Consider the following 16,817-nt stretch of genomic DNA (forward strand, 5'->3'; position numbering starts at 1 on the left):
CGTTACTGCCCCTTGCGCTCGGCGCGGCGCACCGCGCCCGGTACATCGATCTCGACCCGCGCCGGCAGCTGGTGCACGTGCAGTTCCCTGTCGGTCCATTCGGCCGCTTCGCCGTTGATGGTCGCCTCGCCCGGATCACCGGCGTACGGCCACGGCAAGACCACGCCACCGACCGGTGGCACCAGGCCCGGCTGCACCTCCAGCACCAGCTGCTTGTCGCTGCGCTGCAGGCGGTAGTTGAGCTGGCCCTGCGGCGTGCGCAGGCCCTGCACAGCGATGCCGTCGCCCTGCAGCCAGGCGGTCGGAATGCCGGCGGCCAACACCAGCGCATCGTCCATGTCACGGCTGTAGGCGAACATGTCCAGGGCCGAGCGCACGAAGTCCGAGGCGACCCAGGCATGCGGCAGGTCACCGACGAAGAACGGCTTGCGCGGCGTGCGCGAGACCACTTCGGCCCACTGGTTCCAGGCCTGCGGCGCACGGTCCTTGAAGAAGAACTCAGTCGCCTGCCAGGCGCGATCGCGCCAGCCAAGGCGGACGAAGGCGGCCACGTTGCGCCACTCGTAGGGCGTGTAGTCCTTCCACTCGCGCTTGCCGTCCCGACGGGCCACGAATTCCTTCCAGTAGCGCTCGAAAGTCGCATCAAGCGCCTGCTGCGGAAGGCGCCCCTGTTCACCGCCCGGAGCCAGCGCGATGGTTGTCGAGGTCGCATCGAAATCGCCCAGCTCGGCCGAGCCCGGCAGGTAATCGATGTTGTGCTGCTGCATCGCCGACAGCAGCGAGGCCTGCAGGTCATCACGGAACTGGTCACGCGATTCGGCAATCTGCATGGCTTCGACCTTGCCCAGCTGGGCCGCCAGCGATGCCGCATCCTTGTAGCCGCGCAACGCCCAGAAATTGTCCCAGTACGAATGCATCGGCTTGGCCGAATAGCCTTCGTGGCTGATCGACGCCGGCATCATCCCGTAGAACGCCGGATTGCGCGCCCGATTCTCGTCCGTGCGCTCGCTGGCGCGCAGTTGCTCCATGTAGTTATAGGCGCCCTGCACATGCGGCCACATCAGTTCGGCGAAGGTGCTGTCACCGGTATAGCGCCCATATTCGGCAATGCTGTAGATCAGCTCGCCATGGCTGTCGTTCTCCGGCACCGGATCGCTGCCACGTGCATCGACACAGCACGGCACCTTGCCATTCTCGAACTGATAGGGCGCATACCAGTTGATGTAATCACGCACCGCATCACTGCGCCCCATGCGCAGAAGGCCCTCGGAAATCATCGCGCCATCGCGGATCCAGCTGCGCGCGTACGAGCGCGTGCCCGGCTGCAGGCGCGGGCCGACCCGCGAGATCAGCATGTGCGCCACGGCGGTGCGCAGGGTATCGACCAGTGCCTGGCCCGCAGCCGGTACCTGCAACGAGACCACCCCCAGCTTCTGCCGCCACTGCTCTGCGACCTGCGCCTGCGCCTTGGCCACGTCCAGCGCCTGCGGCGCCCAGCCTCCGGTCTGTGGCAACACCACCGCCACTTCTCGGCTCTGGCCAGGCTCCAGCCTGATCGTATACAGCAGCGCACCGGACGCCATGCCGGTGCTGTCCTTCACCGCCGTGCTGGCCGGGTATTTCCCGGAGGCCAGATGCATCGCGTCGAGCTTGCCATCGAACGTGCTGGCGAAGCGCGCATCCGGCACCTGCAACGGATAGATGCGCGGCTCACCGTTGATGCGCACCAGCTGTTCGCCCACATCCAGCGCATCGATGCGACTGAAGCCGCCGACGGTGTTGAGGAACTGGGTCGGCGGGTTCACCTGCCACGGCCGGATCGCCAGTGCCAGGGTGTACTCGTGCGCCACCTTGTCCGGATTGCTCAACCGGTAGCGACCGATCAGCTGCGCGCGCTCCGGCGTGCCCTGCACGAAGCTGGTTACCGCCAGGCCGGCCTTCTCGTGCACCCAGTCGACATTGGCGATGGGCAGGTAGCGATCCTGCAGCGATTGGGTGATGGCCACCTTCGACCAGTCCAGCAACTTGCCGTCCACGCGGATGAACGGCTCGATGCTGAAACTGCCCTTGGCCGGTTCCAGCGCACCGTCCTCGCTGATCAGTGCCTGCTCCTGGCCGCCATCGAGGCCGAGCAGGGTCCAGTACGGCTGTTCGCCCACATATGCGCGCGGCAGCGAGCCGCGCGGCAGGTCGGCCGCCACCGAGGACAGGAATGCGTTCGGCGTGGCCGCGAACGCCAGCGGCTTGAGCGTGATGTCACGGATGCCATAGCGCCAGTTCGGGCCATCGTGCAGATCGAAGCGCACGTAGCGCGCGTCGGTATCCGGCAGCGCCAGCCAGTCGCGGCCGCCCGCACCGCCGGCCACCTCGCGCACGGTGCGCCAGTCCCGGCCATCCTCGGACGTCCGCACGGTGTAGCGATTGGCTTCCAGGTTCGGCAGCCAGTCAATCACCGCACCGCCGATCTCGCGGCTCTTGTGCAGGTCCAGGCTGATGGTCTGCTGCTTGACCCCGCCACTGATCCAGAACGTATCGCTCTTTCCGTCAATCATCCGGTCCTGCAGCGCGGTGGCGGTGTCGGCGATCACCGATGGCACCAGCGCCGAATCATCCTGCGGCGGCAGGCCCTGCAGGGTCAGCTTGTCGAAGCACACCGTGCCGCGGCCGCCGACCTTGCTGTAGATCGTGAACTCGACCGCAGCGCTGCGCGCCATCTCCTTCTCCGGCGACGGCCCCCACGCCTTGTCGATCTGGCGACGGCGGTATTCGACCGGCGTCCACGCCTTGGGGAAGCTGTAGCCCGGGCGATTGACCCACCAGACATTATCGCCGCTGGCATCGATCAGCTTGAACTGCAGGTCGTTGCCCGGCGAATCTCCCCGCAGCTGGAAGCCGAAGCGGTAGTTGGCCGGGTACTCGATGCCCAGCGCGCGGCGGATGCCGACGTAGCCCGACACCTTGTGGAAATCGTAGTCCAGGCACAGCGCGCGGCCGCCACCGGCACCGCTCACCGGCCGCAGCGAACCGCTGACCTGGTCGGACAGCACCAGCTTCCAGGCGCCGATGTCGTCGAAATCGTCCAGTACCTTCGGCGCCGGCAGTGCCGGTGGTGCGGCGATCGCCAGGGAAGTCCACAACAGGCCCAGTCCAACGGCGATCGCTCGCTTCATCCCTTGACGCTCCCCAGCAACAGACCTTGGATGTAGTACCGCTGCAGCACCAGGAACAGTGCCAGCACCGGAACCACGGTGACGACCGCGCCAGCCATCATCATTTCCACGTCCATGATGTGCTCGCGCGAGAGGGTGGCCAGCGCCACCGGCAAAGTGTAGTGCTCCTGGTCGGTCAACACGATCAGCGGCCACATGAAATCGTTCCATGCACCCATGAAGGTGAAGATCGCCAGGGTCACCAGTACCGGCTTGAGCATCGGCAGCACGATCTGGAAGAAGATGCGCAGCTCCCCCGCGCCGTCGATGCGCGCCGCTTCAAGCAGCTCGTCCGGGATCGAACGCGCGTACTGGCGCACCAGGAAGATGCCGAACACGCTGGCCAGCGCCGGCACGATCACCCCGCCAAAGCTGTTGACCAGGCCCAGCTGCTTCATCAGCAGGAACAGCGGCAGCATCGCCACCTGCGCCGGAATCACCAGCGCTGCCATCAGCACCTGGAACAGGCGTTCGCGGCCAACGAAGTTGAGCTTGGCGAAGGCGTAGCCGGCCATGGTGTTGAGCAGCAGCGAACCCAGCGTGATAGCCAGCGACACCAGCAGGCTGTTGGCGAAGTTGCCGCCCATGCCGGTGCGCGCGAACAGCTCGTGGTAGTTGTGCGTGGTGATGCTCGAAGGCAGCAGTGGCGGCGGGAAATGACTGGCCTCGCCCTGCGGCATGAACGAGACCGAGAGCATCCACAGCAGCGGTGCAAGGCTGACCAGGGCCAGCACCAGCAGCGCACCATTGATCATCCACGGATACCAGCGCGACTGGCCGATTTCACGACTCATACCAACTGCCTCTTGCGGCCGAAACGCAGCATCACGGTGGTCACCGCCAGGATGATCAGGAACAGCAGGAACGCTACAGCCGATGCGCGTCCCAGGTTCCACCACTTGAAGCCTTCCTCGAACATGAAATACAGCACGCTGACGGTGCTCTGCAGTGGATCGCCGCGGGTCATGACGTACGGCTCGGCGAACAGCTGGAAGTAGCCGGACACGGTGATCACCCCGACCACCAGCAGTACCGGGCCGAGCATCGGCAGGGTGATGTGCAGGAACTGCTTCCAGCGCGAAGCACCGTCGATGCGCGCGGCTTCGTACAGGTCATGCGGGATCGCCTGCAGGCCGGCGAGGAAGATCACCATGTTGTAACCGAAGTTCTTCCACACCGCGAACAGCATGATGGTCGGCATCGCCCAGTTGGGATCACCCAGCCAGTCGATCGGACTGATGCCCAGGTGGCCCAGCCCGTAGTTCACCAGGCCATAGCTGGTATGGAACAGGTAGCGCCAGATCACCGCCACCGCCACCAGCGTGGTCACCACCGGCGCGAACAGTGCCGTACGGAACAGCGCCTTGAAGCGCGCGGCCGGTGCGTTGAGCAGCATGGCCGCGCCCAGCGACACGCCGATCGACAACGGTACGCCGATCAACACGAAGTAGGTGGTGTTCCACAGCGACTTCCAGAACATCGGCGTCTGCAGCAGGTCGATGTAGTTCCCCAGGCCGACGAAGCGCAGGTTGCTGCTGTCGGCCAGCGCATAGAGGTCGAAGTCGGTCACGCTCAGCGCCAGCGCCGAGGCGACCGGCAGGCCGAAGAACACGCCCAGCACGATCAGCGAGGGGCCGGCGAAGATCCAGCCGGCCAGCGAAGTACGTTTCATTGCGCGCTCCCGGCGGCCACTGCGCTGCTCGAGCGCGGCGACGGCGCGCGCTGCTGCAGGCGTTGTTGTTCATGCATCCAGCGGCGCTTGGCCAGCACCTTGTCCACGCGCTGGTCCAGTTCGGCCACGGCCTTGTCCTGCGGCAGGCCACCGCGCACGACCTTCTCGGTGACGATGCGCATTTCCTGCACGATGCGCTCCCATTCGAGCACCTTCGGCGTCGGCTTGACCCGCTCCAGCTGATCACGGAACGCGGCGGCCAGTGGATCGTTGGCCAGCGACGGCGCGTTCCAGGCACTGCGGCGTGGCGGCAGATCGCCGATGATCGAATGGAAGCGTGCCTGGATTTCCGGGCGCGACAGGAATTCGATCAGCTTCCACGACGCTTCCTTCTGCTGCGACTTGCGGAAGATCACCAGGCTGGTGCCACCGGCGATGCCGGCACCGGGGCCATCCGGGCCGGGAAGTGCCGCAGTACCCCACTGTCCTTCCAGTTCCTTTGGCTGCAGTTTCTTGAACTCGCGGATGTTCCAGGGACCGGAGATGTAGAACACGTTGAAGCCGCGGAAGAATTCATCCCAGACGTTGGAGATCTGTGTCTCGGACATCTTCGGCGCCCAGCCCTGCTCGAACATGTTGGCGTAGAAGGACAGCGTGCGGCGGAACCCCGGGCTGGCGAAATTGCCGCGGGTATCGTCGTCGCGCAGCAGCGGATCGGGCTGCTGCAGGGCCAGCGACAGCTGCTGCTCGAACTCATTGATCGGCATCAGCACCGCGTAGCGGTTCGGGCCCTGCATGCGCTTGATCGCCGCCATCTGCTCCTCCCACTCCGGCCACGTGCGCGGCGGGTGGTCGTAGCCGGCCTTGGCCAGCAGGTCCTTGCGGTAGTAGATCAGGCGCGTATCGACGTACCACGGCACGCCGACCAGCTCACCGTGGATCACGTTGGTGTCCCAGATGCCCTGGAAGTAATCTTTCGGGTCGACCACGGTGGAGCGCTGCACGAACGGCTGCAGCGGGGTCAATGCATCGAGTTCGGCGAACTCCGGCACCCAGGTATTGCCGAGCTGGCACACGTCCGGCAGTCCGTCGGCAGCGAACGCGGTCAGCAGCTTTTCGTGCGCGGCGGTCCACGGGATGTTCTGCACATCCACCCTGATGCCGGGATTTTCGGCCTCGAACTCGTGGATCAGCTCGCTGACCACCTCGGCTTCGCGGCCCATCGCCCAGAAGCGCACGGTGGTGGTGCCCGGTTCGGTGCGGGCGCAGCCGGCCACGGCCAGGGCGGCCAGGGCAGGCAGCGCCCAGCGGCGCAGGCGGTCGATCCAGTTCGGCATCGGGTTACTTGCCCTGGCCTGTGGTGCGGTTGGCATTGTTCTTCTGTTCCTGCGCGGCAGCCGCGCGTGATTCGGCGATACCCACCGCGCGTGCTGCCGCGGCCTTTTCGTCCTTCTGCAGTTCCAGCGGCTGGAACGACCCTTCCGGCGCCAGCCAGCCGCCGCTGAATCCGGCCCGCTCCAGGCCCTTGCGGATGTACGGATTCTTCTTCATCACTTCCCAGACGAAGTCGTTGCGGTAGTTGGCGATCATGGTCAGGATCGGCCCCTGGTCGATGGCGATGTAGTCGCTGGCGACCCAGCCGCGATCCGGCACCAGGCGACCGGTCTTGATCGGGATGTCATAGTTGAAGCTGGGATTGAACGAATCCAGGAAGCCGTAGCTGGAATAGATGTAGTCCCCGTAACGCTTGTGCATTTCCAGCGTGGCCGGGATCACCTGCTCGGGCGCGAACACCACCGAGGCGATTGCCGCAGTCGGGGCAATGGTGCCGTCATCGAAGTTCTCGCGCAGGCCGGCGCCGCGCGAGGAGTAGTGGCGGAACTGGCGCTGTTCGCCGCGGTACTCCTGCGTGGTGTTCTGCGGGCCATCACTGGCGGTCAGGCCCCAGACGTTCTCGCCATAGTCCTTCCACTGCATCGGGTTGGCGATGGCGTATTCGCGCTGGGCCAGCGCGGCCGAGCGGCTGTTGAGGAAATAGGTGCTGCCGCGCTCGCGCATGTACGCGTCCTGGATATCGCGGAAATCGATCCAGACGTGGCTGTACTGGTGGCCGAACAGCGGGCCGAAGGACAGGTATTCCTGGCCCTGGTAGACACCCCAGTCGTTGTCATAGGTACGCGTCCACACCGTCCACGCGTCCGGGCTGACCGGGTGCGTGGGCGAGCCCAGGGCGAGGATGTAGACCATCATCGCCTCGTTGTAGCCCATCCAGTCGTGATCGATGAAGCCGCTCTCGGGGAACCAGCCCATCGAGATCAGCGGTGCACGCTGCTGCAGCCACGGCCAGTCGACCTTCTTGTACAAGGTATCGGCAATCTGGCGGATTTCCTTCTCGCGCGGATCGTCACCGTCGTAGTACGACTGCGCGAACAGCACGCCCATCATCAGCAGTGCGGTATCCACCGAGGACAGTTCGACCCAGCTGTCGTAGCGACGGCCTTCCTGCATGTCCAGGAAGTGATAGTAGAAACCCTTGTAGCCCGCCTTGCCGGTGCGCTGCGGGCCCATCGGCACGTCGCGGAAGAATTTCAGGGTGGTCAGGGTCCGGTCGATCGCCTGGTTGCGGCTGACCCAGCCGTTCTCGATACCGATGGGATAGGCGGTCAGCGCGAAACCCACCGACGCGATGCTGGCGAACGGCCGCGACGGATAGCGGTCCGGGGTCAGGCCATTGATCTCGTTGGTGGTGTCCCAGAAGAACTGGAAGGTGCGGCGCTCGATGTCATCGAACAGCGGCGGCAGCTCCGGCTTCATCGGCCGCGGCGGTGCATCGGCCTCGATCAGGATCACCGGCGGACGCGGCTTGGCAGGCTCCTGCTGGGCCGGCTGGCAGGCGGCGACGGCCAGGCTCAACGCTGCCGCGGACAACAGATGGCGTGCCTGCATGGCGCGGTTCCTCCGGTGGTCTGATCGATGGGAAAGCATACCGTCCAATGATCTGAAATCGTTTACAAGATGCGCTCTTAAAAAACCACGAAAAACGTGGTTTGACACCGCGATCATTGCCCACGCCGCTGCCCCCTGCCCGGCAGCGGCGTGGGCAATGGACCGGCACGGGGCCGGCCATTGCCGTTCTCACACAATCGATGCCGCCGGCGGACCGGCGGCATCGGATACAGCAGCAGGCGGCGCCGCTTAGAAGCGGAAGCCCACCTCGGCCTTCACCTGGCGCGGAGTGCCGATGATGTCGCCGGTCTCGTTGTAGCTGGCCTGCAGCTTGCCGTTGGTCTTGACGTAGTTGTAGGTGGAGAAGTTGTCGAAGTTGAACACGTTGATGATGTCCAGGCGGGCGTACAGCTCGGTGTTGCCCGCCAGCTTGAACGTCTTCGTCGCCTGCAGGTCGACCGAACGGTAGCCGAAGATCTTGCCACCCACCAGGAACTTGCCGGTTGCGTTGGGCACGGCCGCCTGCGGGGTCGGCAGGGTGTAGCCGCTGGCCTGCATCACCGGGTACCAGTCGTTGACGGCGGTCGGGGTGGCCAGGGTGATCTTGCCGCCGAAGGTGATGCCCCAGAAGCCCGCGTACGAACCGGTCACCACCAGGCGGTGGCGCGGTGCGCCGTTGGAGCGGATGGTCGGGTAATCACCGATCAGGCCGCGATCAAAGGCGTACTTCTCGTTGATGTCGCGGTTATGGCGCGCGGTGGTCCAGGTATAGGCGATCGAGGTGCCCCAGCCGCTTTCCTTGGTGAACGGCTTCTGCGCCGACAGCAGGACCTGGGTGGCACGGGTCTTGATGCCCTGCTGGCCGATGATCAGGCTGCCGAAGCCCGGTACGTTGCAGCTCCAGGCCTGGCTCAGGCCCGGGGAGGTGCCACCGCACAGGCGCGGATCATCGAAGAACTGGCCGGTCGGATAACGGTTGCCCAAGGTGAAGGCGAAGCCGTCGTAGCTCAGGGTACGTGCGATGGTGGCGTCCGTCAGCCAGTCGCCGATCTGGTTGCTCATGCCCAGGCTGAACTGATCCGAGTACGGCGCCTTCAGCTTGTTGTTCAGCAGGTCCACTTCCAGGCCGGCATTGCTGGTCGCGCCGACCAGGGCTTGCAGGTTGCCGATCCCGTTGAGCAGGTTCGGGTTCCAGTCATAGCAGGCAGCCTGGCCGTTGATGCAGGCGCCGGTGGCCGGGTTGCGGAAGTAGATGGTCGGCTGCGGCAGGGCCAGCTTGGTGGTTTCCAGCTGCAGGTTGTCGAACAGGTCGCGGTCGTAGGAACGACCAGCACCACCATGGATCACGTGCTGCTCGTCGGCATTGATGTCATACGAGAAGCCCAGGCGCGGCTGCCAGGCATCCTTGAATGCCTTGCGGTTGTGGCCGTTGCTGATGTAGCCGCTGATGTCCAGGCCGCCCAGTGCCAGCGAATCGGCATAGGTCTGGCCGGCGGGAGCGCGCGGATCCTGCGAATAGATGGCGTCGACCACCTGCTGCGGGGTCACGAAGTCCAGGTAGGACGGGGTCTTTTCGTAGTCCCAGCGCAGGCCGATGTTCAGCTGCAGGTGATCGTTGACCTGCCAGTCGTCCTGGATGAACACGCCGTACTGCTTGGACTTCGAACGCACTTCGCCGGACACGCCGGTCACGCCGGTCACCGGCTTGACGAACTGCGCCTTATACGGAATGGAATCGGGGAAGTCCGGATCGCCCAGCGAGTAGGTGAAGGTCGGATTGATCTGCGCCGCATCGGATGCGTACAGGTCGATCTGCTTGTACTTCACGCCCATCTTGATGGTGTGGTCACCGGCCCACTGGATGCCATCCAGGGTCAGGTTGTCTTCGATCGACCAGCCCTTCTGGCCCTTCACCTGCGAATCCAGTGCCGAGGCGCCACCGATCTTCACGATGGTGCGGTCTTCGGGGCCGTCCGGTGCGGTGTAGGTGATGCCGTTGGCCAGCGTCAGCGGGGTCGGGTTGTTGAACGAGTCTTCGTGGGTGACCATCAACTCGTTGTAGTAGCGCTCACCACTGTGGTTCCAGCGCAGGGCATAACGACGGTCGGTGTTGACCACTTCACGGCCGGCTTCCGGCGAGGTCTGGCCACTGAACTGCGACTGGGTTTCGTCGCGGTCCTGGAAGGTCAGCTCGATGCGGTCGTTGTCGGTCGGCTCGAAGTCGATCTTGCCGAAGATCAGATCCTGCTGGAACGGCTGGCTGGCCGGGCCGAGGCCGGCGGCACCGGCGGGCGGCAGCAGGCCGGCAGCGCCGGTGACCGCGCCATCCGGCGCGATGGTGACCGGCAGGTCGAAGCGCTTGGCTTCGTAGGTCACGAAGAAGTGCGCCTTGTCCTGGATGATCGGGCCGCCCAGGGCGAAGCCGTATTCCTTCTCGGCCGAGACCATCTTCTCCTTGCCACCCTGGCGCTCGGCCGGGGTCTTGGCACGCATGTCTTCATCGGTGTAGCGGTAGAACGCCTCACCCTTGAACTCATTGGTGCCGGACTTGGTTGCAGCCGTCACGGCGGCGCTCGACACCTGGCCATACTCGGCCTTGTAGTTGCCGCTGATGACCTTGTATTCGCCAATGGCCAGCTGCGGGAACGGGTTACCGGCGCTGCCGGACTGGCCGGCCACGCCGCCGCCCTTGACGTAGCTCTTCTGGCCGACGCCGTCGATGTAGACGTTGGTGCCGTCGGCATTGGTGGCGCCGCCGCGCAGCGAGGTGTTGCCCTTGGCGTCGCGGGTGAAGATCAGGCCCGGCACCGCGTCAGCGAACTCCAGGAAGTTGCGCGACACCTGCGGGGTGGTCTGGATCTGCTGCAGGCTGACGGTCTTGCCGACTTCGGAGGTACGCACTTCCTGCAGCAGGGTCGGCGCGACAACGTTGACGGTGTCCAGGTTGGTGGCCGCGGTCGAACCCGGGGTGCTGCTGGCCGCGCCGGCGAAGTTCAGCGTCGCGGTCGAGGCCACGGTGACGGTGACCTTCTGGGTCTGGCCGTTGGCGACCACGTTGTACGTGCCCGGGTCCAGGCCCATCAGCGAGTAGCTGCCGTCGGCGCGGATGGTGCCACGGCGGACGGTACCGGTGGCGACGTTGGTGGCGGTCACTTCGGTGCCGGCCTGGGCACCGGCAACCTGGCCGCGCAGGCTGGCGTTGGCCGACTGCGCCATGACGTTGGGGGCGGCAGCCAGCATCAGGCAGCTGACCAGGGCGGTGCTCAGCAGCCGGCGCGCCGGCATGCGGAAGGTGGTATGCATCATCAACTCAATCTCCGGGTGGCGGTAACCGCTTGCGCGGTCCCTGCGATCAATCAAAAAAGAAGGAACGCCTCTGGCTTCAACGGCCGGATGGCGGAGTGGTGGAATCGCGAACAATCAAGCGGGGAACCAGGGTCTGCTTGTCCCCTGCCCCATCCGTGGAGGTGCCGTCCATCAACTGCATCAGACGCGTCATGGCCCGGTCGCCGAGCTCGGCGATGCTGACCTGCATGGTGGTCAGCGACGGGTGGACGAAACGCGCCAGTGGAATGTCATCGAAACCCGCCAAGGCCACATCGGCCGGGACGCGGACCCCTGCCTGCGTGAACGCATACAGGCAGCCCAGGGCCATCATGTCGTTGGCGGCGAATACGGCATCGGGCAGCGCTCCGGCTGCCAGCAACTCCTGACCGGCACGATGGCCGGAAGCTTCGTCGAAATCACCGGGCAACTCGATGCCTTCGGCGCCACCGCCAGAAGCCGCCAGCGCGTCACGGAAGCCGCGCAGGCGCTCGCGCGCGTCGAAGTTGAGGTCCGGACCAGAAATGAAGGCAATGCGGCGGTGGCCGGCATCCAGCAGGTGGCGGGTCATCGCCATTGCGCCGGCGTGGTCGTCGATGCTCAGCACCGGGTGGTCCTGCCCGGGCAGGTAGGTGTTGATCAACACCGTCGGCAACGACTGCGGCAGGTTGTCGGTCAGGAAGCCCGGGCTCTCGGCATAGGGCGAAAGCACCAGCAGGCCGTCGACGCGGCCGCGCATGGCACGCAGAGCGGCGCCCTGCTGTTCCTGGTCACCGTGGTAGCTGGACACCAGCAGGTGCTGGCGGCGGTTGCGGGCCACCCCGTCGATGCCGCGCATCAGCTCGGAGAAGAACTCGCCGTACAGGTCAGGCAGCACCACGCCCACCGTATTGGTGCGGCGGCTGCTCAGGCTGCGGGCGGCGGCGTGCGGGGTGTAACGCAGCCGTGCGGCCACCTCCAGCACAAGCTGGCGGACCGGTTCGGCGACATTTTCATGCCCGTTGAGCGCGCGGGAAACCGTGGCCACGGAGACCCGGGCTTCGCGTGCGACGTCTTTGATTGTGATAGCTGCCTTGTTCACGAAGCCGCCCTCCACGGCTTGGACCTACCAGCATTGGCGCGGAATGTAAGCGTTTCCATCCAGGCTTGTAAACAGTCCGTTAGGCGAATGTCCCGAAATGGACATGAAAACCTGTCCGTGGCGAGGCCATGAAGGACCCGCCAGGACAGCGTGGGACAAGGGCTCAGCCCTGTTCTGACGGGGTCTGCGCGCGGATGGACAACGCGTGGATATCGGTCTCCATCATCGACCCCAGCGCGGCATAGACCGCGCGGTGCCGGGCAAGCGGCCCCAGCCCGGCGAAGCGCTCACTGACCACATGCACGTTGAAATGGCCGCGCCCGTCGCGCGCACCGGCATGGCCGGCGTGACGATGGCTATCGTCCTCGATCTCCAGCACGCTCGGCGCCAGCGCCTGCTGCAGCGCATCACGGATCCGCTCGATCCGTTCCGCGTTCACGGCAGCACCTTGCGGAACGGGCGGACCTGCACGCGGGTGTAGACGCCTGCAGCCACGTACGGGTCGGCATCGGCCCAGGCCTGGGCCTGCGGCAGCGACTCGAACTGCGCGATCACCACCGAACCGCTGAAACCGGCCGGGCCCGGGTCTTCACTGTCCACCGCCGGGCACGGCCCGGCCAGCAGCAGGCGTCCCGCGTCGCGCAGCGCATGCAGCCGCGCCAGATGCTCCGGCCGCGCCTGCAGCCGCTGCGCCAGCACATCCTGGCCGTCATACCCTTCGATCACATACCACACCGGCATTTCCTCGCTTGCGTTGTCGGGTCCGCCGATTCTAGCCAATGCAGCCCCTGCCCCGGTCCGGCTGGACACTGGCGCAGCAAAGGCTTACCCTAGACTCCATTGCACGTGGCTGGATGCAGCAGCCCGTTGGTTTCTGCGGCCACGCAGCCCCCGACGACAGATCCGCTGCTTCAAACCGGACCACCTGGCCGGGCCACGTAGACGACCTCCCCGTAGTTCTGTCGCTGCCGTTTACTGCGGCGCGTCCTGCTGTTTGATATGTGTGGAATCGCGCCGATCCCGGCGTGTCTGGTGCCCTGGGGCTCCGTGGCGTTGGCCCGGCGAACCCGGTGCCGCGACTGGTCCGTTGCAATCCTGATGTCCATTAGATGACTTCCGAACTCGCGCTCGACGCGAACCCGCCAACCCGGCCGCCCGCCCCCCAGCAGCAGGAAATGCCGCTGGCCGTGGTGCATGGGCAACCGGTCCTGCAGATCCCGCAGGACCTGTACATCCCGCCGGACGCGCTGGAAGTCATCCTGGACGCCTTCGAAGGCCCGCTGGACCTGCTGCTGTACCTGATCCGCCGCCAGAACCTGGATGTGCTGGACATTCCCGTGGCCGAAATCACCCGGCAGTACGTGGAATACATCACCGTGATGCGCGAGCTGCGCTTCGAGCTGGCGGCCGAGTACCTGGTGATGGCCGCGATCCTGGCCGAGGTGAAGTCGCGGATGCTGCTGCCGCGCCCGGTCAGCGAGGAAGGCGATGAGGCCGACCCGCGCGCCGAGCTGGTGCGCCGGCTGCAGGAGTACGAACGTTTCAAGCAGGCCGCCGAGGACATCGACGCCCTGCCCCGCCAGGACCGCGACACGACGGTGGCGCATGCCTTCATGCCCGAGCGCGCCACGGTGAAGCTGCCGCCGCCGGTGGACCTGAAGGAAATGCTGCTGGCCCTGCACGACGTGCTCAAGCGCGCCGAGCTGTTCAGCGGCCACGCCATCAAGCGCGAAGCACTGAGTGTGCGGCAACGCATGGGCGAAGTACTGGGACGCCTGGAAGACGGCAAATTCTATCGTTTTGAAGGGCTGTTCACCGCCGAAGAAGGCAAGCTGGGCGTGCTTGTCACGTTCCTGGCAGTGCTGGAACTGGCCAAGGAACAGTTGCTGGACATCGTCCAGGAAGAACCGCTGGCGCCGATCTACGTGAAGTCGCTGGCTGCTGGCAACACCAACGCGCCGCTGCAGTTCAGCAGCGAGTTTGACGACAACGACGCCGCCAATGCCAACGAGTGAGCGCTGACTGCCGATGGATCAATCGCTGATCGACCGCATTGTCGAGGGTGCCCTGCTGGCCTCCAGCCAGCCACTCACCCTGGCCCAGCTGAAGGACCTGTTTCCGGAAGAGGAACCGGCACCGCCGGGCAGCATCGAACGTGCGCTGGAGCGCCTGCGCGAGGCCTGCGAAGGTCGTGGCGTGGAACTGGTCGAGGTCGCCTCCGGCTTCCGCTACCAGGTCACCAGCGAAGTACATGGCTGGATCAGCCGGCTGTGGACCGAACGCAAGACCCGCTACACCCGCGCCACCCTGGAAACCCTGGCGCTGATCGCCTACCGGCAGCCGATCACCCGCGGCGAGATCGAGCAGGTGCGCGGCGTGGCGGTCAGCAGCAACATCATCCAGGCGCTGGAAGAACGCGAATGGATCCGCGTGGTCGGCCACCGCGACGTGCCCGGCAAGCCGGCGCTGTTCGGCACCACCAAGGGCTTCCTGGACTACTTCGGGCTGAAGCGACTGGACGAACTGCCGCCGCTGTCGGAACTGAAGGACCTGGGCGAGCTGGAACCGCAGCTGGCCCTGGACCGTGATGCACCGGCCGTGGCCGGTGCCGAGGGTCCGGACATCTCGGCCAGCGCCGATGGCGTTGCCGCGAACGATGACGCCGGCCTGGCCGGCAGTGACACCCCCGATTCCGCCAATGCAGCCCCTGCATCGGCCTCCGATGAGCAAGCACCTTCGCCCCTCGATGATGGGCACCCCGATTCCGCGCCGGGCGAGCGCGCGGTGCCAGTGAACGAACGCGAAGACAACGCCGTCGCGATGACGACCGTGGCTGTTGACCAAGCCGATTCCGAACCAGAGGCCGACCTCGAAACCGTCGGCCGGAGCAAAACTGATGAGTGACACCCCCCGTAACAAGCTCTCGCTGAAGCGCGAAGCCACCTCCGAACAGTTCAAGCTGGAAGAGCGCCTGCACAAGGTGCTGGCCCAGGCCGGCCTCGGCTCGCGCCGCGCGCTGGAACAGCGCATCGCCGAAGGCCTGGTCAAGGTCAACGGTGAAGTCGCGCAGACCGGCATGTCGGTCAAGAGCGGCGACAGGATCGAACTGGATGGCCGTGGCTTCGTCGCCACTGCCCTGGCCGAGCCGTCGCGCGTGCTGGTCTACAACAAGCCGGAAGGCCAGGTGACCACCCGCGAAGATCCCGAAGGCCGCCCGACCGTGTTCGAGTCGCTGCCGCCGCTGAAGGGCGCGCGCTGGATCGCCATCGGCCGCCTGGACATCAACACCACCGGCCTGCTGCTGGCCACCACCGACGGTGAGCTGGCCAACGCCATGATGCACCCGTCGTTCGAGGTCGAGCGCGAGTACGTGGTGCGCGTGCGTGCACCGGAAGGCGAGGAAAAGGTCACCGACGCCATCGTCGACCGCCTCAGCCGTGGCGTCGCACTGGAAGACGGTCCGGCCAAGTTCGATGAGATCGAACGCATCGGCGGCACCGATTCTCACGACTGGTTCCGCGTCGTGGTGAAGGAAGGCCGCAACCGCGAAGTGCGCCGCCTGTGGGAATCGCAGGGCTGCCAGGTCAGCCGCCTGAAGCGCACACGCTATGGCAAGGTGAGCCTGCCGCGCGAACTGGCCCGTGGCCATTCGGTGGAACTGGGCACCGCTCAGGTGGAAGCGCTGCGTGCGCAGCTGAAGCTGGAAGAAGGCGCTCCGTCGGCATTGACGCTGCAGCCGGTGATCGGCCAGCGCCGCGCCGCAAAGACCACCGTGCGCGTGCGCGAAGGTGGCCGCGGCAATGCCTACGTCAATGGCCACAACACCGCTGACGAAGGTCGCGAGCTGCGCCGTTTCGACAACGTCCGCGAAGACCGCGGCCGTGGTCGCGGCGGCAAGGGTGGCGGCTTCAAGGGCGGCCTGACGGTCAGCGGTGAAGCAGCGGCCAAGCAGTCGCAGAAGCCGTTCAAGCAGCGCGCGCCGAAGAATGACCGTTCGCTGCCGGAAGGCAATCCGGCCGCGTTCCGCACCTGGTACGTGCCCGATGGCGTGAGCACCGGCCCGAGCGGCCATCGCAATGCCGGCCCGGGCGCACGTGGCCCGGGTGCCCGTGGTCCGGGCGCAGGCGGCCAAGGCCGTCCGTACGGCAAGCCGAAGGGCCCGGGCGCCGGTGGCGGCCAGGGCCGTGGCGGTTTCGGTGGTGAAGGCCGTGGCGGCGCAGGCGGTCAGGGTCGTCCGGCCGGTGCCGGCAACCGCTCGCAGGGCCAGGGCAACAAGCACCCGTACGGTCATCCGGGCAACGCCCCGAGCTTCCCGTCCGACCATGCAACCCCGGGTTTCAACCCGTATGGCAGCCCAAAGCCGGCACAGGGCGCCCGTCCGGGCGGTCGTGGTCCGGGTGGTGGTGGCAACCGTGGCCCGGGCGGTAACCGTGGTCCCGGCGGTCCGGGGGGCAACCGTGGCCCCGGTGGCAACCGCGGTCCCGGCGGCCCGCGCCGTAGCGGCCCGCGCGGCGGCTGATCGGCAGCCACGTTGAAATGAAAAACCCCGGCGCAGGCCGGGGTTTTTCTTTGTCTGGTGGGTCGA

12 protein-coding genes are annotated in these 16,817 nt (G+C 66.0%); 3 read left to right on the plus strand and 9 right to left on the minus strand.

Going from position 1 to position 16,817, the window contains the following annotated elements:
- Positions 1 to 2 precede the first annotated feature (2 nt).
- The 9 genes from ACSYHF_RS13380 to ACSYHF_RS13420 form a co-directional block, all read right to left on the minus strand.
- Positions 3 to 3,170: a discoidin domain-containing protein gene (locus ACSYHF_RS13380; protein ID WP_134955420.1), complete on the minus strand. Its 3,168-nt coding sequence runs from the start codon at positions 3,168 to 3,170 to the stop codon at positions 3 to 5.
- Positions 3,167 to 4,003: a carbohydrate ABC transporter permease gene (locus tag ACSYHF_RS13385; protein WP_005417620.1), complete on the minus strand. Its 837-nt coding sequence runs from the start codon at positions 4,001 to 4,003 to the stop codon at positions 3,167 to 3,169. Before ACSYHF_RS13385 ends, ACSYHF_RS13380 begins: the two co-directional genes overlap by 4 nt.
- Positions 4,000 to 4,881 carry a carbohydrate ABC transporter permease gene (locus ACSYHF_RS13390; RefSeq protein WP_005410323.1) on the minus strand — a complete coding sequence of 294 codons (882 nt, stop codon included), beginning with the start codon at positions 4,879 to 4,881 and terminating at the stop codon, positions 4,000 to 4,002. Before ACSYHF_RS13390 ends, ACSYHF_RS13385 begins: the two co-directional genes overlap by 4 nt.
- Entirely contained in the window at positions 4,878 to 6,218 is a 1,341-nt protein-coding gene (locus ACSYHF_RS13395) for a sugar ABC transporter substrate-binding protein (RefSeq protein WP_447576441.1), read from the minus strand. Before ACSYHF_RS13395 ends, ACSYHF_RS13390 begins: the two co-directional genes overlap by 4 nt.
- Before the next feature lie 4 nt (positions 6,219 to 6,222).
- On the minus strand, positions 6,223 to 7,827 hold the full coding sequence (locus tag ACSYHF_RS13400; protein WP_005417626.1) for a glucoamylase family protein: 1,605 nt from the start codon (positions 7,825 to 7,827) through the stop codon (positions 6,223 to 6,225).
- Positions 7,828 to 8,076: 249 nt separating this feature from the next.
- On the minus strand, positions 8,077 to 11,133 hold the full coding sequence (locus tag ACSYHF_RS13405; protein WP_447575723.1) for a TonB-dependent receptor: 3,057 nt from the start codon (positions 11,131 to 11,133) through the stop codon (positions 8,077 to 8,079).
- 76 nt (positions 11,134 to 11,209) lie between these two features.
- Positions 11,210 to 12,247: a LacI family DNA-binding transcriptional regulator gene (locus ACSYHF_RS13410; protein ID WP_005417630.1), complete on the minus strand. Its 1,038-nt coding sequence runs from the start codon at positions 12,245 to 12,247 to the stop codon at positions 11,210 to 11,212.
- Between the two features lie 148 nt (positions 12,248 to 12,395).
- Entirely contained in the window at positions 12,396 to 12,671 is a 276-nt protein-coding gene (locus tag ACSYHF_RS13415) for a BolA family protein (RefSeq protein WP_005417632.1), read from the minus strand.
- Entirely contained in the window at positions 12,668 to 12,967 is a 300-nt protein-coding gene (locus ACSYHF_RS13420; protein WP_005417634.1) for a YciI family protein, read from the minus strand. Before ACSYHF_RS13420 ends, ACSYHF_RS13415 begins: the two co-directional genes overlap by 4 nt.
- A 374-nt stretch (positions 12,968 to 13,341) precedes the next feature.
- On the opposite strand from ACSYHF_RS13420, the gene ACSYHF_RS13425 reads away from it, so the two are divergent.
- The 3 genes from ACSYHF_RS13425 to ACSYHF_RS13435 are packed head-to-tail and all read left to right on the plus strand — an operon-like array spanning position 13,342 to position 16,751.
- Entirely contained in the window at positions 13,342 to 14,247 is a 906-nt protein-coding gene (locus ACSYHF_RS13425) for a segregation and condensation protein A (RefSeq protein ID WP_005417635.1), read from the plus strand.
- Positions 14,248 to 14,260: 13 nt separating this feature from the next.
- Positions 14,261 to 15,136 (plus strand): SMC-Scp complex subunit ScpB, encoded by an 876-nt coding sequence (gene scpB, locus ACSYHF_RS13430; RefSeq protein WP_053497859.1) that lies wholly within the window; start codon positions 14,261 to 14,263, stop codon positions 15,134 to 15,136.
- Positions 15,129 to 16,751 carry a pseudouridine synthase gene (locus ACSYHF_RS13435; protein WP_447575724.1) on the plus strand — a complete coding sequence of 541 codons (1,623 nt, stop codon included), beginning with the start codon at positions 15,129 to 15,131 and terminating at the stop codon, positions 16,749 to 16,751. Before scpB ends, ACSYHF_RS13435 begins: the two co-directional genes overlap by 8 nt.
- The last annotated feature ends 66 nt before the right edge of the window (positions 16,752 to 16,817 follow it).

It is taken from the genome of Stenotrophomonas maltophilia group sp. P373 (assembly GCF_053295075.1).